This is a genomic window from Pistricoccus aurantiacus (genome assembly GCF_007954585.1).
Lineage (GTDB): Bacteria > Pseudomonadota > Gammaproteobacteria > Pseudomonadales > Halomonadaceae > Pistricoccus > Pistricoccus aurantiacus.
The window spans coordinates 871,335-888,168 of sequence record NZ_CP042382.1; the positions used below are offsets into that span (position 1 = coordinate 871,335).

17 protein-coding genes are annotated in these 16,834 nt (G+C 58.8%); 11 read left to right on the plus strand and 6 right to left on the minus strand.

Annotated features, from left to right (window positions below; genetic code table 11):
- Positions 1 to 377: 377 nt before the first annotated feature.
- The 5 genes from FGL86_RS04165 to argC all read right to left on the minus strand — a co-directional run bounded on the left by FGL86_RS04165 (position 378) and on the right by argC (position 4,434).
- Positions 378 to 1,166, minus strand: coding sequence for an amino acid ABC transporter ATP-binding protein (locus tag FGL86_RS04165; protein ID WP_147183413.1), 789 nt, complete (start codon positions 1,164 to 1,166; stop codon positions 378 to 380).
- Positions 1,167 to 1,206: 40 nt separating this feature from the next.
- The gene (locus tag FGL86_RS04170) at positions 1,207 to 1,878 is read right to left on the minus strand and encodes an amino acid ABC transporter permease (RefSeq protein WP_147183414.1); all 672 of its coding nucleotides are present in this window, start codon (positions 1,876 to 1,878) and stop codon (positions 1,207 to 1,209) included.
- A gap of 93 nt (positions 1,879 to 1,971) precedes the next feature.
- A complete protein-coding gene (locus tag FGL86_RS04175; protein ID WP_147183415.1) occupies positions 1,972 to 2,736 on the minus strand; it encodes a transporter substrate-binding domain-containing protein in 765 nt (254 codons plus the stop codon).
- 196 nt (positions 2,737 to 2,932) lie between these two features.
- Positions 2,933 to 3,295 carry an iron-sulfur cluster insertion protein ErpA gene (erpA, locus tag FGL86_RS04180; protein WP_147183416.1) on the minus strand — a complete coding sequence of 121 codons (363 nt, stop codon included), beginning with the start codon at positions 3,293 to 3,295 and terminating at the stop codon, positions 2,933 to 2,935.
- Positions 3,296 to 3,399: 104 nt separating this feature from the next.
- On the minus strand, positions 3,400 to 4,434 hold the full coding sequence (argC, locus tag FGL86_RS04185; protein ID WP_147183417.1) for an N-acetyl-gamma-glutamyl-phosphate reductase: 1,035 nt from the start codon (positions 4,432 to 4,434) through the stop codon (positions 3,400 to 3,402).
- 157 nt (positions 4,435 to 4,591) lie between these two features.
- On the opposite strand from argC, the gene FGL86_RS04190 reads away from it, so the two are divergent.
- The 5 genes from FGL86_RS04190 to FGL86_RS04210 all read left to right on the plus strand — a co-directional run bounded on the left by FGL86_RS04190 (position 4,592) and on the right by FGL86_RS04210 (position 10,770).
- On the plus strand, positions 4,592 to 6,340 hold the full coding sequence (locus FGL86_RS04190) for a chloride channel protein (RefSeq protein WP_246131727.1): 1,749 nt from the start codon (positions 4,592 to 4,594) through the stop codon (positions 6,338 to 6,340).
- A 93-nt stretch (positions 6,341 to 6,433) separates the two neighbouring features.
- Positions 6,434 to 6,865 (plus strand): protoporphyrinogen oxidase HemJ, encoded by a 432-nt coding sequence (gene hemJ, locus FGL86_RS04195; RefSeq protein WP_147183418.1) that lies wholly within the window; start codon positions 6,434 to 6,436, stop codon positions 6,863 to 6,865.
- A gap of 33 nt (positions 6,866 to 6,898) precedes the next feature.
- Positions 6,899 to 7,714, plus strand: coding sequence for a bifunctional hydroxymethylpyrimidine kinase/phosphomethylpyrimidine kinase (gene thiD, locus FGL86_RS04200; protein WP_246131776.1), 816 nt, complete (start codon positions 6,899 to 6,901; stop codon positions 7,712 to 7,714).
- Positions 7,715 to 7,898: 184 nt separating this feature from the next.
- Positions 7,899 to 9,188: a glutamate-1-semialdehyde 2,1-aminomutase gene (hemL, locus tag FGL86_RS04205; RefSeq protein ID WP_147183420.1), complete on the plus strand. Its 1,290-nt coding sequence runs from the start codon at positions 7,899 to 7,901 to the stop codon at positions 9,186 to 9,188.
- 10 nt (positions 9,189 to 9,198) lie between these two features.
- Positions 9,199 to 10,770, plus strand: coding sequence for a bifunctional aminoglycoside phosphotransferase/ATP-binding protein (locus FGL86_RS04210; RefSeq protein WP_147183421.1), 1,572 nt, complete (start codon positions 9,199 to 9,201; stop codon positions 10,768 to 10,770).
- A 45-nt stretch (positions 10,771 to 10,815) separates the two neighbouring features.
- Here FGL86_RS04210 and FGL86_RS04215 read toward each other — a convergent pair whose 3' ends face one another.
- Complete coding sequence (locus FGL86_RS04215; RefSeq protein WP_147183422.1) at positions 10,816 to 11,499, minus strand: LuxR C-terminal-related transcriptional regulator; 684 nt, start codon at positions 11,497 to 11,499, stop codon at positions 10,816 to 10,818.
- Positions 11,500 to 12,215: 716 nt separating this feature from the next.
- Between FGL86_RS04215 and rdgB the strand changes: the two genes are divergently transcribed.
- From rdgB to FGL86_RS04245, 6 genes are all read left to right on the plus strand, one after another.
- A complete protein-coding gene (gene rdgB / locus FGL86_RS04220) occupies positions 12,216 to 12,818 on the plus strand; it encodes an RdgB/HAM1 family non-canonical purine NTP pyrophosphatase (protein WP_147183423.1) in 603 nt (200 codons plus the stop codon).
- The gene (gene hemW / locus FGL86_RS04225) at positions 12,815 to 13,984 is read left to right on the plus strand and encodes a radical SAM family heme chaperone HemW (protein ID WP_147183424.1); all 1,170 of its coding nucleotides are present in this window, start codon (positions 12,815 to 12,817) and stop codon (positions 13,982 to 13,984) included. Before rdgB ends, hemW begins: the two co-directional genes overlap by 4 nt.
- Positions 13,985 to 14,095: 111 nt before the next feature.
- Positions 14,096 to 14,779 (plus strand): YiaD family glycine zipper/OmpA-like lipoprotein, encoded by a 684-nt coding sequence (locus FGL86_RS04230; RefSeq protein ID WP_147183425.1) that lies wholly within the window; start codon positions 14,096 to 14,098, stop codon positions 14,777 to 14,779.
- Positions 14,780 to 14,857: 78 nt separating this feature from the next.
- Positions 14,858 to 15,706: a 23S rRNA (adenine(2030)-N(6))-methyltransferase RlmJ gene (locus FGL86_RS04235; protein ID WP_147183426.1), complete on the plus strand. Its 849-nt coding sequence runs from the start codon at positions 14,858 to 14,860 to the stop codon at positions 15,704 to 15,706.
- A gap of 353 nt (positions 15,707 to 16,059) precedes the next feature.
- Positions 16,060 to 16,353 carry a type II toxin-antitoxin system RelE/ParE family toxin gene (locus FGL86_RS04240; protein WP_147183427.1) on the plus strand — a complete coding sequence of 98 codons (294 nt, stop codon included), beginning with the start codon at positions 16,060 to 16,062 and terminating at the stop codon, positions 16,351 to 16,353.
- Between the two features lie 14 nt (positions 16,354 to 16,367).
- Entirely contained in the window at positions 16,368 to 16,691 is a 324-nt protein-coding gene (locus FGL86_RS04245) for a HigA family addiction module antitoxin (RefSeq protein WP_147183428.1), read from the plus strand.
- Positions 16,692 to 16,834: the final 143 nt, after the last annotated feature.

A 16,834-nucleotide genomic window follows, 5' to 3' on the forward strand; every position in this document is an offset into this window, starting at 1 on the left:
TAAAGAAGAAGTTCTGTTGTGGTTGTAACTACTGGTGTGGATACTTTTTGTGGAAAACCGATTAAATGTGTTATTGATCAATCTATTGGCATGTAGACTTTTCTGCGGAAAAGCCGCGTGCACGCTGCGCACAGACTGTGTTCGGGATGTGGACGAAAAGGCGAGTTATCCACAGGTGCATTTGACCACCGTTTATCCACCGACGACTACCGGGCTTGTCTGCCCGATCGTCAACATGACCTCGCAACGTATCGAACCTCCCTGATGCCGAGGGCTTGCGCCGGATTGGCGAGACATTGGGAATTATCTTATCCACAGCCGAAAAAAAGGCCTGTCGATGAAATCGACAGGCCTTCGGGAGAGGAAAATTCAAGATGTCAGTGTTTGAGCACTCGGGCGAGGAAACTTTGAGTCCGCTCATTCTCCGGAGCGTCGAACACCTTTTCCGGCGGTCCCTGCTCGACGATACGGCCCTCATGGATATAGATCACCCGATCAGCGACTTCCCGGGCAAAGCCCATTTCATGGGTGACGACGATCATGGTCATGCCGTCCTTGGCCAGTTCTCGCATGGCGTCCAGCACCTCGCCGATCATTTCCGGGTCCAGGGCGGAAGTCGGCTCGTCGAACAGCATCAAGCGGGGTTCCATGGCCAAGGCTCGTGCCAGGGCGACACGCTGCTGCTGGCCGCCGGAGAGCTGGGTAGGATACTTGTCCGCCTGATTGGCGATACCCACTCGCTCGAGCAGGCGTTCGGCGTTTTCCGTGGCTTGTTGGCGGCTTGCGCCGCGAACCTTGATCGGCGCCAAGGTGACGTTATCTCGTACACTGAGATGAGGAAAGAGATTGAACTGCTGAAATACCATGCCGACTTCGGTGCGAATGGCCTTGAGGGACTTGCCGCTCTTGCCCTTGGGTAACAGCGCCTTGCCGTCCACTTCGATCTTGCCCTGCTGGAATTCCTCGAGGCCGTTGATGCAGCGAATCAGCGTCGACTTGCCGGAACCGCTGGCGCCGATCACCACCACGACTTCCCCGGGCATGACCTCCAGGTCGATATTCTGCAGCACATGCAGGGCGCCGAAATACTTGTCGACGCTTTCAAGGCGCACGATAGGTGAATCGCTTTCGATAGAAGGATCGCTCGAAGTTGAGGATGCTTGCATAAGGATGATTTCCTTTACTGTTCGGCCCGCTTTCCTTCAATTACTGGCCAACCAGGCCTCGGCGCTCGAGTAGACGCAGTGCCAGGGATAGACTGAGAGTAATCGCCAGATACAACAGTGCCACCATGAAATAGACCTCGAGTGCGCTGAAGGTGGTGGCGATATAGATCTGACCCTGGCGCACCAGTTCGCCGACCCCGATCACCGAGAACAGCGAAGTATCCTTGATGCTGATGATGCCCTGATTGCCCAGGGCGGGAATCATGCGGCGCAGCGCCTGAGGCCAGATGATGTAGCGGAAGGCCTGCAGTCGAGAAAGCCCCAGAGACAGGCTGGCCTCCCGCTGGCCGCGCTCGATGGACTGCACGCCACCTCGTACGATTTCCGAGATATAGGCGCCGGAATTGACGGCAATGGCGGCGATACCCGCCACCAGGGCGTTGATCGGTCCGCCGAGAATCTGCGGCAGACCATAGAAGATGAACAATACCTGCACCAGCACCGGCGTACCGCGAAATACCTCGATATAGACGACGGCGGGAATTCGCAGCCAGATCATACGGCTGACACGCATCAGGCCGAAGAGAATGCCGATGACGAAGCCGATGGCAAGACCGCTGAAGGAAATCAGTAGCGTATAGGGAATGCCCTTCAACAGGTAGGGAATGGAGTCGATGGCGGCTTGCCAGTCGAATTGGAACGTGGCTTCCAAGCAGGAATCTCCCCTGGCGAGACGTTAAGTGAGAGCGGTAGACGCGGCGGAGCCCGCGGGCTCCGCCAATTTCGTTAAAGAACGTCGATGACCTTATTTTTCTTCGCTTTCACCGAACCACTTGGTGTGGATTTCATCGTAGGTGCCATCTTCCTGCATGGCGGTCAAGGCCTCGTTGACCGGTTCGACCCACTGGCTGCCTTGGGGAAAGACGATGCCGTATTGCTGGCCTTCATATAAGGGGCCTACCACCTTGGCGCGGCCTTCGCCCCGGGTGGTGGAGAAATAGCCGACGTTGGGGGCGTCGTAGAAGACCGCGTCGACACTGCCGCCCAGCAAGGCGATGTACATGTCGGCACTGCCTGGATAAGGCGTGATATTCGCGCTGTCGCCCAGGTTTTCCTGCAGGTAGTCATAGCTGGTGGAGCCGATCTTGGTACCGATGCGCTTGCCTTCGAGATCGTCGAAGGAGGTGATATCGTCGTTATTGGCGCCGACCAGGATACGCAGACCGGAGTCATAGTAAGGATCGGAGAAATCCACCACTTCATCGCGTTCGTCGGTGATGGTGATGCCCGCAATGGCAATATCCACATTGCCGGTCTGTACCGCGGGAATGATGCCATTGAAATCCATGGTCTGGATCTCGATATCGAAGCCGGCGCGCTCGGCGACCTCACGGATGATGTCCATGTCGAAACCGATCATTTCGCCGCTTTCCTGATCCATCATCTCGAAAGGCACGAAGCTTGGATCGGTGACAACCCGCAGGGTTTCGGCGCTGGCGGTGGTGGTCAAACCGGCGCTCAGGGCGAGAGCAGCGAATAGCGTGGAAGAACGCAGAACAAGTGATCGCATGGTAATTCCCCATAGAAACGATTGTTTTTCATCGTGAGTTTCTTATCGATTACCAATTTACCATGACGACTTCGCGAAAGAGGGTCAAGGGCGGGAAAATCATCCAGATAACGTACAGCCAACGCAATTAACGGAGTGTAAATGTGCGACAAGAGTTACGGTGGCAGGAAATGCCTTGTTATCTGCGGCGACGGAATCACACCATAAAGGAAGCGCCGCATCCGCAGGTACTGGTGGCGTTGGGATTGTTGATCACGAAGCGCGCCCCGGCCAGGCCTTCCTCGAAATCCACGGTGGAACCGACCAGATACTGGTAGGAAAGCGGATCCACCAGCATGGCCACATCCTCGAATTCGATCAGGGTATCCTCATCCGAGGCGGTATCGGCAAAATCGAACCCGTACTGGAAGCCGGAGCAGCCGCCGCCGGTGACGAAGACGCGCAGCTTGAGATCCTGATTGCCTTCTTCCGCGATCAGGGCGCGTAGGCGACGCTTGGCGCCGTCGGAAAGCTGCAACGGCTTGAAGGAACCCGGTTCGAAAGACTGTGCAACGCTCATGTGCGAGCTCCCATGATTTGACAAGTGATAGCCACGGACGATGGCGAATAGGTCAATTATCCCTAATCCCCAGCAAAAGGGTCAACTTTTGCCAGGGAGATATATCATGGCATCAATGCCGCGGCGCCCAAGCCGAGCATTTCATCGAAGCCGAACATCAGATTCAGGTTCTGAATTGCCTGTCCGGACGCTCCCTTGACCAAGTTGTCGATGACCGCCAGCACCACCACCGTATCGCCGTCGCCCGGACGATGTACCGCCAGTCGGCAGATATCGGTGCCCCTGACGCTGCGGGTTTCCGGATGACTGCCCGGCGGCATCACGTCCACCGCCGGTTCGTCTCGATAGCGTGCTTCGAACAGGGCCTGGAGATCCTCGGGTTCTCGGGTCAGGTGACCGTAGAGGGTGGCGTGAATGCCACGAATCATCGGTGTCAGATGCGGCACGAAGGTCAGGCCGACGTCGCTTCCCGCGGCCCGGTCGAGGCCCTGGCGGATCTCTGGTAGATGACGATGGCCGCTGGCGCCATAGGCCTTCATGGACTCACTGGCCTCTGCCAGCAGGAAGCTGACCTTGGCCCCGCGGCCGGCGCCGGTCACGCCGCTCTTGCAATCGGCGATCAGCCGTTTGGTGTCGAGCAGACCCTGTTCCAGCAAGGGAATGAATCCCAGCTGTACCGCGGTAGGGTAGCAGCCAGGCACGGCGATCAGCCTCGCCTGGCGAATCGCGTCTCGATTGATCTCGGGCAGGCCGTAGACCGCCTGGGTCAGCAGTTCCGTCGCGCCGTGGGGCTGGCCGTACCAGTTCGCCCACTCATCCGCATCCTGCAGCCGAAAGTCCGCGGAGAGATCGATGACTCGGGTGCCCTGTTCGAGAAGCTCGCCGGCCAGGGCGTGGGCCACGCCGTGGGGCGTGGCAAAGAAGACCGCGTCGCAGTTTCCCAGCCGTCGGGCGTCCGGTTCCGAGTAGGCCAGCCCCGGGTAGTGACCACGCAGATTGGGATAAAGCTCGTCGACCCGCATACCCGCCTCGGAACGCGAGGTGATGACATCCACCTCGACCTCTGAATGCTGCGCCAGCAAACGCAATAATTCGACACCGGTATAGCCGGTGCCGCCGACGATTCCTACCTTGATCACGATAGTCTCCTTCGCTTGAAAGCCGGTCGTTTGATCAGTCGGTTGCGCCTTCCTTGCGACAAGGCGCAATCCTGACGTGATGCAACCAGTATGGTACATAGGTAACGGCGGCGTTTATGCCGATGCCTTCGTTTCTACCTGCCAGGATAGGCTTATTGTGCCACGTCTTCGTTTCACTTCGTCGAGTCTGGATGCTTTTCGACGCCAACTGGCTGGCGTGGATGCCCTGCCTCAGCTTTGTCTGCTGGGGGCTCTAGCAGGTCTGATCACCGGCGGCCTGATGGTGGCATTCAGACAGTTGATGTCGCTGGGAGCCATGGCGTTCCTGCCCGGCGGCAGTCCCGAGGCCTTCGAGCAACTGCCTCCTCTGGCTCGTTCGCTGCTGCCGCTGTTGGCGGTGGGCCTGATCGGGCTATGGATGTGGCGACAGCCGCCGACGGGACGCTCCATCGGCGTTGCCCATGTCATCGAGCGCCTTTCCTATCATCAGGGCCGCTTCCCCCTGCGCAACTGGTTGACCCAGTGGTGGGTTGGTCTCGTTTCCGTGCTGGGAGGATTGTCCGCAGGCCGGGAAGGACCGGCAATTCATCTTGGTGCGGCGGCGGCGAGCGGGGTGGGCGAGCGTCTGAAACTGCCGCACAATAGTCTGCGGGTACTGGCCGCCTGCGGCGTCGCGGCGGGGATCGCCGCCTCCTTCAACACGCCTATCGCCGGGGTAATCTTTGCCATGGAAGTGGTGATGATGGAATACACCATCACCGGTTTCATGCCGGTAATCCTCGCTTCCAGCCTGAGCGCACTGGTCGCGCAACTGGTCTATGGTTCGGAGCCTGCGTTTCCGATTCCCGGTCTCAACCTGAAATCCTTGATGGACATTCCCTGGATCGTCGTCAGTGCGCTGTTGATCGGCCTGCTGGCGGGGCTTTTCGTGCGTATCGGCAAGCTGGGTCCGCATCTCAAGGTCATCCCCGTCTGGTGGCGCTACCTGATCGTGGCGGCGAGCGTCGGCATTACTGCCTGGTGGTATCCCCAGGTTCAAGGCATGGGCTACGACATCCTGGGGCAGACCCTGACCGACCAGGTGGCCGTAGATGTGCTGGCGGCGGTGGTCATCGGCAAGCTGGTACTGACCGCGGGGACGGTGGCGATGGGCATTCCGGTAAGCATCATCGGTCCAATTCTGGTGATTGGTGGGGCCGCGGGCACTCTGTGCGGGCTGCTGGGGATGGTCCTGATGCCGGAGACCGCCTCGAGCCCGGAACTTTATACCATGCTGGGCATGGCGGCGATGATGGGAGCCGTGCTGCAGGCGCCGCTGGCCGCCCTGATGGCGTTGCTCGAATTGACCCACAATCCCAATATCATCATGCCGGGCATGCTGTCCGTGGTAGTGGCCGGGCTTACCGCTCGCCAGCTGTGTCGTTGCCAGGGTTTCTTCATTACCGTGGCGGGGCAGCATCTCAACCAGGTACAGCATAGCCTGCAGCGCGCGCTCGCCCGAGTATCGGTGCAGGCGGTCATGGAACGCAATATCAAGGCGACGTACCGTCGAATTCGGCGTGAGGAGGCCAAGAAACTACTGGAAGGCGAACCGATATGGATCGTCATTTTGCGCTCCTCGGACGACAAGCCGACCTTGGCCCTCAAAGGGGCGGATCTAGTTAAGGTACTGTTCGACGAGGAACTAGCGGCGGAGGAAGAAATCGATCTGCTCGACATACCGGGTCAGCGACTTGACGTAGCGGCGATTCCAATTCGCGCCACCCTAGGCGAGGCGTTGAATAGGCTAGAAGAGGCAACTCTGGATGCCCTCTTCGTCGAGGCCTCTTTCGGTCCGCCGGAGCAGCGAATTTTCGGTATCATCACCCGGGAGGCCATCGAGAACTATTATCGTTACAAAAGCTAGAATCGACGTCAGAAGGACTGAAATCGACGTCTCCAAAAGGCTGAATACGTTAGCGAAAACGCCGGAATGCGTGGCTGAAACCAAGGGAGTACCATGTATCTAGGACTCAAGGCATTACATCTGGTCGCGGTGGTGACCTGGTTCGCGGCGCTGTTCTATCTGCCGCGCCTGTTCGTCTATCACGCCATGGCCCGGGACAAGGGCGATACTCAGGCGATCGACTATTTTCTGGTCATGGAGCGCAAGCTGTATCGTGGCATCATGACGCCTTCGATGATCGCGGTGGTCGTGTTCGGCGTCGGCCTGCTGGTCCTGGTGCCGAGCTATCTGGGCCAAGGCTGGTTGCATATCAAGCTGGTGCTGGTGGTCCTGTTGATCGGCTATCACTATCTGTGTCTCAGATATCTTAAGCAGCTTGCGGCCCAGCGCTGTCAAAAGACCCAGGTGTTCTTTCGCTGGTTCAACGAGGCGCCGGTGCTGGTGCTGTTGGCCGTGGTGTTTCTCGCCATATTCAAGCCTTTTTGACGGCCCCTTCCAATGGAGAAATCCTTGCACAGACTGCGACGGCTACCGGCGGTGCTGGTGCTTTCGGGACACGATCCGAGCAGTGGCGCCGGGCTGGTGGCAGACGCGGAAGCCATCGGCGCCTGCGGCGCCTGGCCGCTGACCGTCCCCACCGCCCTGACGGTGCAAGACAGCCGCGACGTCTTGGCGGTCATGCCTTGTTCCGGCGACGACATGCGTGCCATGGCGCAAGCCCTCGGGGAGTTCGAGATCGCCGCCATCAAGGTGGGTCTGGTGGCGAGCCTGGACGCTCTCGATGCGGTAGTGGATATCGTCAAGGCCCATCCCGGTATTCCGCTGGTGGTGGACCCGGTGCTCAAGGCGGGAGGCGGGCGAGAGCTGTCCACTCAGCAACTCATCGATGTCTTTCGCGAACGGCTGCTGCCGCTGGTGGATATCCTGACGCCCAACCGTCTGGAACTCAGGCGTCTCGGCGCCGGGTCCAATGATAGCGACACGGACCGTGCCGTCGCCCTGTTGCGGCTGGGATGCCAGGCGGTACTGGTGACCGGCACCGACGACCCGCTCCCGGAAAGCGCTCGGGACAAGGTCGTGCATACCCTGCATACCCCGGACAGCGGCCGCCAGTGGCAGTGGCCCCGGCTGGCGGGTAGCTTTCACGGTTCCGGCTGCACCCTGGCGGCGGCTATCGCCGCGCGGCTGGCCGCCGGTGAAAGCCTGATCAACGCCTGCGAACAGGCCCAGCGTTTTACCTGGCAAGCCTTGCGTGAAGGCTGGAAGCCCGGTGAAGGCCAAGCATTACCGCGACGTTTGTGGCAATGTGATGACGTTGCGACATGGCGAGAATAAATAATAGCGCGGTGATTCGAGCGTGGATGGCGCTATCAACAGAAGCAATAAGACATTCAAGTTATCCACAAGAGGTAACCGACAGGTTATTCGCATTATTCATCCGGTTATCCACAAGCTTGGCGACAGGGTTCCAAGCTCCGCCTAGCAAGATCATCAACGAATCCGAAAAAGGAGGTTGCCCGTGACCACATCCGCTCAACTTTTCGAACAGGCTTGCCGGCATATTCCCGGCGGGGTGAACTCTCCGGTACGTGCCTTCAAGGGACTCGAACGGCCGCCGGTATTCATCCAGCGTGCCCAGGGCGCCTATCTGTACGATGTGGAAGGCAAACGTTATATCGATTACATCGGTTCCTGGGGCCCCATGATCACTGGCCATGCGGATCCGGACGTGCTGGCGGCGGTGCGCGAGCGACTCGATGACGGTCTTTCCTTCGGTACGCCCACCGCCATCGAAACCACCATGGCGGATCTGATCTGCGAGATCATGCCGAGCATGGACATGGTGCGCATGGTCAACTCCGGCACCGAGGCGACGATGTCGGCGATTCGCCTGGCCCGGGGGTATACCGGTCGCGACAAGATCGTCAAGTTCGAGGGCAACTACCACGGGCATTCCGATTCCCTGCTGGTCAAGGCCGGCTCCGGCGCCCTGACCCACGGCGAGCCCAGCTCTCCCGGGGTGCCCGCTTCCCTGGCGGAACATACCGTTACCCTCCCTCACAACGATATCGACGCGGTGGAAGCCTGCTTCGAGGAAATCGGCGATCAGGTAGCCTGCATCATCGTCGAGCCCGTCGCCGGCAACATGAACTGTATTCCGCCCCAGCCCGGGTTCCTAGAAGCGCTGCGCCAGGCCTGCGATCGTCATGGCAGCGTGCTGATCTTCGATGAGGTGATGACCGGTTTTCGAGTCGCGTTGGGCGGCGCTCAGGCCCATTACGGCGTCACGCCGGATCTGACCTGTCTGGGCAAGATCGTCGGCGGCGGCATGCCGGTGGGCGCTTTTGGCGGCCGGCGCGAGATCATGGAGCACATTTCCCCTCTGGGCGCGGTCTATCAGGCGGGGACGCTGGCGGGCAATCCGCTGGCCATGGCGGCGGGGGTTACGCTACTTAGAAAAATACGTGAGCCGGGTTTCCACGATGCCCTGAGCCAGCGGGTCGATACCCTGTGTGACGGCTTGCAGGAGCGCGCGGACGCCGCGGGCGTACCGATGATCACCCAGCGCGCCGGGGGCATGTTCGGTGTCTTCTTCACCGCTCAGTCCCGAGTGGACAATTTCGCCCAGGCCACAGCTTGCGATATCCAGGCATTCCGCACCTTCTTCAACGCGATGCTCGATAGAGGCGTCTATCTCGCGCCCTCGCCGTTCGAAGCTGGCTTCATGTCCAACGCGCATCGGCCCGAAGACATCCAGGCGACCCTGGAGAGCGCCGAAGCGGCTTTCTCGCGGATGTCCAAGGCCTAGGAGAACGCCCGTGAGCGATACCCTGATCCAGGCGTTGCGGGACGCAACGTGCTACGACCATCCGATCGGGAAGATCGAGATCCATGAAACCTCGGCTTCGTGGCTACTGTTGACCGGTGAGCATGCCTACAAGATCAAGAAATCGCTGAATGACGGAAGTCTTCTCGATGCCTCGACGCCGGATAAGCGCCGACGGCTCGGCGAACGGGAAGTACGACTCAATCGGCGTCTTTACGCGGAGCGTTATCTGGGGGTGGTGCCGATTTCCGGAAGCCCCGACTCGCCGCGAATCAACGACGCCTCGGCGCCGATCGAATACGCGGTGAAGATGCGCCGCTGCAGTCGGCGGCAGCTAGCCAACGTGCTGCAGGTCGAAGATGAGCTCTACCGCGAATCGATCGATGAATTGATCGCGCTGATGGTGGATTTCCACGAGCAGGCCGCCACTCAAGACGCGCCCGACCGGGAGAAACCAGAAGTCGGCGCCGCGATGCTTGACCCGCTCGAGGAAGCGTTCGCTTCGATCCGCGGGTGCCTGGATGAGTGTCTCGACGACCTTCAGGATCGCCAGACGCTCGAGGCGCTCGAGCAGCAGGCGCGCGAGATGCACGCCCGTCTCGAGGACTGCTTCTCGGCTCGCCGGCGCGAAGGCTTCCTGCGCGAGCGACTTGGGAGCCGGGCGATCGAGAAGGCGCTATATCGCCAGTCCTCGGATTTTGCGGATCACGAAGCCGGTGCCGCGCCGCGCCAAGGCGACGTGGCCTGTGATCTGGCTTTTTTGTTGATGGATCTGGAATCCCGGAACAAGACGAGTTTCGCCAACCATTCGCTCAACCGTTATCTGGAGCTTTCCGGCGACTATTCGCTTGTCAAGGTGCTGGGCTTCTACAAGCTCTATCACGCGCTGGATCGTGCCAGGGCGGCGATAATCGGTTATTCCCAGGCGATGGATTCCGAGAAGCGCCAGGCGTTGTTATCAAAATATCGCCATTACCTTGATCTGAGCCAGCGCTACAGCTGCTTCCAGTTTCCCTACCTGGTAATCGGAGTCGGTGTTCCAGGCAGCGGCAAGAGCCGTTTCACCGCCGAGATGGTGCAGCGTCTGGGTAGCGTACGCCTGCGCTCGGATGTGGAGCGCAAGCGGCTTCACGGCTTCGCCCACGAGGCTTCCAGCGCCGGAAAAGCGCTCTATCAGCCGGGAGCGACGGCACGTACCTATCAGCGCCTCGCCAAGCTTTGCGGCATTCTGCTGGAGGCGAGCCAGACGGTATGTATCGATGCCACCTGCCTGAAACGCGAGCAGCGCGATCTATTCAGGCACCAGGCGGAAGCTCGCGGGCTGGCGGTCATCATCGTCAGCTTCGAGGCCGATCCCGCCGTTCTTGAGCGACGTATCAAGAAGCGCGCCCAGCGCAGCGGCGAATCGCCAGATGCAAGCCTCGAAATACTGAAGCGGCAGCTACGCAGGTTCGACGCTTTCGACGACGATGAACGCCGCTATCTGGTGCGCCTGGATACCACCGCCGCCAATGCCAGTGAAACCCTGGTGGATCTGATCCAGCAGCAGGTACGGATCGAATGACATCGAGGCCGTCGTGATGGACGGCCCGACATGTCGACGTCTCGCTTAGCGGCTGGCGCTTCTGTGCTTGGCATCCTTGGCGGTGGGAATGGGCAGGCCCAGGTTCTGCTTGGCCCAGTTCATCGCCTGGATGCGATTGTGCACGTTGATCTTGCGGAAGATGTTGTAAAGATGGGATTTCACCGTATGTTCGCTGACGAACAGCTTGTCGGCGATTTCCGTATTGGACGAGCCGGAGCCCAGCAGACCGATGATCTCGATCTCGCGCTGAGTCAGGCCGCAGATCGGTCGATAGGTATTCAACTGCTGGCGACGATAGAAATCGATCAGGCGCCGCATCAGGGAACGGGACATCCAGATATCCCCCTGCAGCAGAGTGATGATGCCCTTGCAGATCAATTCCAGCGAATCGCTGCGATAGAATATGCCCTGCAGGTGCAGGGATGCCAGCACCTCGGTGGCATGATCCTCGTCACGCAGATTGAACGCGGCCAGGGTGATGTTATCGCTTTCCGTCGAACGGTAATGCCACTGCTGCATCGCATCCTCGCTGACGTAACCCGCGTCCATAAGGATGAGCAATTTATCGCATTCGATGTCGTCGATGCTGGCTTCCGGCGAGATGCAGGTCACGGAGCAGGCAACCTGACGGTGGATATAGTCCACGAATAGCTGCGACTGGGGATTGCTGTCGGTCACCAGTAACACCATTTCATTCGTCTGACTCATAATGTTTTCCTTAAAGTAATACGATTGTCGTTGACGACCTTGCCCACCCGGTGTCGAGGCATCGCGATGCGCTGCATCCCATCGTCAGTGACGTCATGTCGGCGAAACCCTCGCCTCAATCCTTCGACGTAAATGACATCTCATTGCAGGATGCGTTTTCCTTGATGCTTCTTCATACGGTAAAGACCGTTGAGCCAGTATGCGACAGGCTAGAGCCGTTGCTGTTTTATCAGCATAGGACTAATCATTGCTGCTTAAGCTTCATTTGTAAAGTTAAGTAAATGAAAAAAAGTTGAATAATATGTTAAATCAGTAAAAAATTAAAATAGCGAGAATTTATTCATACATTTCAAATATTTATTTGAATTCGTTTTTGACATGCAAAAAAGTAAAAAATGTATACTAAAAAAATAGTTTTTATATTTATACATACACTATTTAGGTAATTACTTTTCGTTAATTTTTTGACGATCCTCCATGAACATCCTTATCGACCGCTTGAATAGAAACTGTAGCCTTCATGACGCTCCCATCTTCTAGTACGGAAGATGCCGGCAGGAGACGCTCGTTTATTAATAGAGGTTAACTTTTTGAGCCGATTCATTAAAAAGTAAATTTATCCAGATTCAAGAAAGCTTGAGGCAAGCCGCAAGCGGATTTCACCCTGGAGTTTTCATCAGTAGAATGGCGATTTTGAGTTTGGAGTCGTCGGTCTCATGAAAGTGCCAACCACGCTGGTGCTGGCCAGTGGAAACACCGGCAAGATCAGTGAATTCAATGCGTTGTTGAAGCCGCTGGGGTTCGACGTGAAAGCGCAGAGCGAATTCTCCGTCAGGGAAGTGGATGAAACCGGCCTGACCTTCGTCGAGAACGCCCTGCTCAAGGCACGTAATGCAAGCCAAGTGAGCGGCCTGCCGGCCCTGGCGGACGATTCCGGTCTCGAAGTCGATGCCTTGAAGGGCGCACCGGGTATCCATTCCGCCCGCTACGCGGGAGAGCCCAAAAGCGATGAGCGCAACAACGCCAGGCTCCTCGAAGCGCTGGCCGAGGTGCCCTCGGGAAAGCGCACGGCGCGCTACTGGTGCGTGCTGGTCTATCTACGTTACCCACAAGATTCAGTTCCGCTGATCGTCCAGGCCTGCTGGGAAGGCGAGATACTCACGCAACCTCGCGGTAGCCAAGGCTTTGGCTACGATCCGCTGTTCTGGTTACCCGAGAAGGCGCTGAGCGTGGCGGAACTTGACCCGAAGGAAAAGAACCGCCTGAGCCATCGCGGTCGTGCGCTGCGTATGCTGGCGGAGCGGCTTGGGACCCCATGACGGATCTTCCTCCCCTGGCGCTCTACGTGCACGTGCCCTGGTGCGTACGCAAGTGCCCCTACTGCGACTTCAATTCCCACGGTGTCGGTCACCAGGCGGCGCTCCCGGAGGCGGACTATCTCGCCGCCCTGCTGAAGGACCTGGACGCGGATCTGGTCAGCGCGGGAGATCGGGAACTCGTCAGCATTTTCATCGGTGGCGGTACGCCGAGCCTGATGTCCGCGGATTTCTATCGGGGTTTCCTGCAAGCCTTGCGAGCGCGCCTGCCGCTGGCCAAGGATATCGAGATCACTCTCGAGGCCAATCCCGGCACCCTGGAGCTAGGCCGTTTCGAAGGCTACCGGCAGGCCGGCATCAATCGGCTCTCCTTGGGGGTGCAGAGCTTTCAGACCCTTCAGCTCAAGGCGTTGGGACGCATCCACGACGGCGAGGACGCCCGGCGGGCCATCACAAGCGCTCGTACGGCGGGCTTCGACAACCTCAATATCGACCTGATGCATGGCCTGCCCGGCCAGGCTGTCGCCTCGGCCCTGGCGGATATCGATACCGCCCTGGCCCTCGCCCCCACGCACCTTTCCTGGTATCAGCTGACTCTGGAGCCCAATACGGAATTTTACTCCCACCCGCCGGTACTGCCCCAGGAAGACGCGCTCTGGGACATTCAGGATGCAGGCCACCGGCGCCTGGAAAAGGCGGGATTCTCGCGTTATGAGATTTCCGCCTATGCCCTGCCCCATCGCCGGGCGAGACACAATCTCAACTACTGGCAGTTCGGCGATTATCTTGGCATCGGCGCCGGCGCCCACGGCAAGCTGAGTTATCGTGACAAAGCAGGACGCCTGATGGTCGAGCGGCGTTGGAAAACCCGCCAGCCAGAGGCGTATCTGCGCCGGCGTCACGATCTCCGCGGCTTCATCGCCGGTCGGCGCGCGGTCGAGACGCGGGAGCTGCCCCTGGAATTCGCCATGAACGCCCTACGCCTGGTGGACGGCGTTCCTCTACGACGATGGGAGCGGAATACCGGGCTTCCCCGTAGCGTTCTCGATTCGCGTCTACGAGAGGCGCGAGAAAAAGGGCTTTTGGTAGAGGATGGCGAACGTCTGCAGGCCTCTCCGCGAGGACTGCTGTTCTTGAACGAACTCCTGGCAACGATTGATGACGACTAGCGCAATCCGACAGCTAGGTTCGAAGAATGGCGGTTATCTGAAACGATTCCGCATGTTATCTTTCGCATGAGTTCTCGATAAGACGTTTTACCCACAAGGAGTAATACCGCTATGACAAAAACCCTACGTCTGGCTTACCCCCTTGCCGCCGCGCTAATACTGGCCGGCTGCGCCTCCAACGATCCCTATTCCGGACAGACCGATCGACAAGCCGACCGTAACCGTACCGCTATCGGTGCCGGTATCGGCACCGCCATCGGCGCCGCCGCCGGCGCGCTGAGCGGCGACGGCAGCACCAGCCGTCGGGATCGGGCCCTGATCGGCGCCGCGGTGGGTGCCGCCGCCGGTGGCGGCATCGGCGCCTACATGGATCGTCAAGAAGCGCAGCTTCGCCAGAGCATGCAGGGCACCGGCATCGACGTGGATCGTCGAGGCGACAATATCGTGCTCAACATGCCCAGCGGCGTGACCTTCGGTTTCGATTCCAGCGACCTGACCGGCAATGCCACCAGCGCCCTCAACGACGTGGCCACCGTGCTGAACCAGTATCCGGAAACCCGCGTCAATATCGCCGGTTACACCGACAGCACCGGGGAAGCGGGCTACAATCAGCGCCTTTCCGAGCGTCGCGCCAACTCGGTGGGTGACTATCTTGCCCGCCAAGGGGTGCAGCGCGGGCGTCTCGTGACCCAAGGCTATGGCGAGAATCAGCCGGTGGCGAGCAACGATACCGAAGCCGGCCGCGCCCAGAATCGTCGAGTGGAAATCACCCTGGTGCCCACCCAGCAGCGGTAATTTCCGCAAGCCAAGTGTTATCTTAAGACCCGTGGGATTCAGCCCCACGGGTTTTCTTTGACTTGGAAACAATCGCTCATGCTCGCCTATCAACACGCCTATCACGCGGGCAACTTTGCCGATGTGCACAAGCATCTGCTGCTGTTCGCCACTATCGACCTTCTGCTGCGCAAGGACTCGGCGATCACCTTCGTCGACACCCATGCCGGACGCGGCCTGTATCCGCTGGCGGCGGCCCAGACCCAGAAACTGCAGGAGTATCAGCACGGCATCGCGCCGCTATGGCGAGCCCGGGAAAGCCTGGCGGAACATCAGCCGCTGCTGCGGGATTGGCTTTCCGCCCTCGACGAGGCGCAGCCCGGCAGGCGGCTCGAGACCTACCCCGGATCGCCCTGGTGGCTGGCAAAGCGGCTGCGCGCCCAGGATCGACTGCGCCTGTTCGAACTGCACCCGGCGGAACACGAAGCCCTGGCGCAACAACCTCTCGCGCCGGGTATCAAGCGCCTGCGAGAAGATGGTCTGCAAGGACTCCAGCGCATGCTGCCGGTCTCGACGCCCCGGCTAGGCGTGCTGATCGATCCCAGCTACGAGGTCAAGACGGACTATACGATGGTGGCCGAGACGCTGATCGAGGCGGCCCGCAAGGTGCGCCACGCCGTCCTGCTGATCTGGTACCCGCTGCTTCCGGCGGGACGTCATCGGCAGTTGCTGCAGCAGTTGAAGGACAGCGGCCTGCGCAAGCTGTGGCGCAGCGAGCTGACGCTTGCCGCGCCGGAGCACTCGAGCCACGGCATGTACGGCAGCGGCATGCTGGTGCTCAACCCGCCCTGGGGACTGAGTGAGGACGTGACACGAGCGATGCAGGCGATTGCCCCGCTGCTCGGCGAAGCGGCCAGCCATCGGGCGGACTGGTGGGTGGGAGAATAAGCAATCTTGTGTTTTCACTTCCGATACAGAATCTAACAACCAAAATAAAAACAACAATTTATAAAAATATTGGAGCACATGCGGAGTGCAAGAAGCTGCGAAAAAAGTGCAAATATTTGTAATTTTTTTTTAGAACCGGCTCCCGATCACCCAATTCCAAACTGGGATAAGTGGGAAACTGGGAACCCTGCATATGCTTCAATTGTAATATCCGGCTGCTGAGGCTGCCTCGTAGCCCCTTCATGTTAGCCTTAGCTATAGTAACATCCCCCAAAACAGATTCGTTCTCATTTAAACGCCGTTGACGCACAACAGTATTGTGCATAAAATGAATAAAAAGTGATCAGGTAACTATGGCGGTTGAGTTCAGGGATGCGTGGCTGGATGCTTTCTATGAGCAAGACCAGAGCCATAAGAAAGTACCCAGCACCATTGAAGGTGCCCTTTTCAGGAAGATTCAGATTCTCGATGCCGCGACGCAGGAGTCAGACTTAAGGATTCCGCCGGGTAACCGGTTTGAACATTTGCAGGGAAACCTGTGGGGCTGGTGTTCCATCCGGGTAAACAAACAGTATCGCCTGATCTTTCGCTGGGAAGACAGCACCGCCCTGGATACGTACCTGGACCCGCACGCGTACAAGGGTTAGTGGAGGTTATAGTTATGAGAACTACAAAGCGTCGTCCGGTGACCGTGGGCCAAATGCTGGTCACCGAGTTCCTGGAGCCGATGAATATTGAAATCAGTGAGCTGGCTGAAGCCATGGGTGTGCACAGAAATACCCTCAGTCGGATTGTTCATGACAAAGGCACCTTGACCGCGCCCATGGCCATCAAGCTGGCAGCGGCTCTGGGAAATACACCGGAGTTCTGGCTGAACATTCAGCACGCGGTTGAGTTATGGGATGTTCGTCATCGTGCCTATGAACAAGAAGCCAAGAATGTGAAGCGCGTTAAGCCCCACGTCCTGCCTCTGGAGCAAGCCTGAAGAACATCTCGTGACTGCCATGTTTTCCTTGCCAGCCGGGGTATCCGGCTGGCAGGCCAGATTCTAGACGCACTGGCCCCATGGGCGTTCCCCTGACATCGTCCTGTCAGCACCAGACCACATAGAAATAGAAATTATTTCTT

Excerpts from the sequence above, each read along its gene's own strand:
- FGL86_RS04230 (WP_147183425.1), top strand. The coding sequence starts at position 14,096 with ATGACAAAAACCCTACGTCTGGCTTACCCCCTTGCCGCCGCGCTAATA.
- FGL86_RS04175 (WP_147183415.1), bottom strand. The coding sequence starts at position 2,736 with ATGCGATCACTTGTTCTGCGTTCTTCCACGCTATTCGCTGCTCTCGCC.
- FGL86_RS04215 (WP_147183422.1), bottom strand. The coding sequence starts at position 11,499 with ATGAGTCAGACGAATGAAATGGTGTTACTGGTGACCGACAGCAATCCC.
- rdgB (WP_147183423.1), top strand. The coding sequence starts at position 12,216 with ATGAAAGTGCCAACCACGCTGGTGCTGGCCAGTGGAAACACCGGCAAG.
- FGL86_RS04245 (WP_147183428.1), top strand. The coding sequence starts at position 16,368 with ATGAGAACTACAAAGCGTCGTCCGGTGACCGTGGGCCAAATGCTGGTC.
- FGL86_RS04165 (WP_147183413.1), bottom strand. The coding sequence starts at position 1,166 with ATGCAAGCATCCTCAACTTCGAGCGATCCTTCTATCGAAAGCGATTCA.
- FGL86_RS04235 (WP_147183426.1), top strand. The coding sequence starts at position 14,858 with ATGCTCGCCTATCAACACGCCTATCACGCGGGCAACTTTGCCGATGTG.
- hemJ (WP_147183418.1), top strand. The coding sequence starts at position 6,434 with ATGTATCTAGGACTCAAGGCATTACATCTGGTCGCGGTGGTGACCTGG.
- erpA (WP_147183416.1), bottom strand. The coding sequence starts at position 3,295 with ATGAGCGTTGCACAGTCTTTCGAACCGGGTTCCTTCAAGCCGTTGCAG.
- hemW (WP_147183424.1), top strand. The coding sequence starts at position 12,815 with ATGACGGATCTTCCTCCCCTGGCGCTCTACGTGCACGTGCCCTGGTGC.
- FGL86_RS04240 (WP_147183427.1), top strand. The coding sequence starts at position 16,060 with ATGGCGGTTGAGTTCAGGGATGCGTGGCTGGATGCTTTCTATGAGCAA.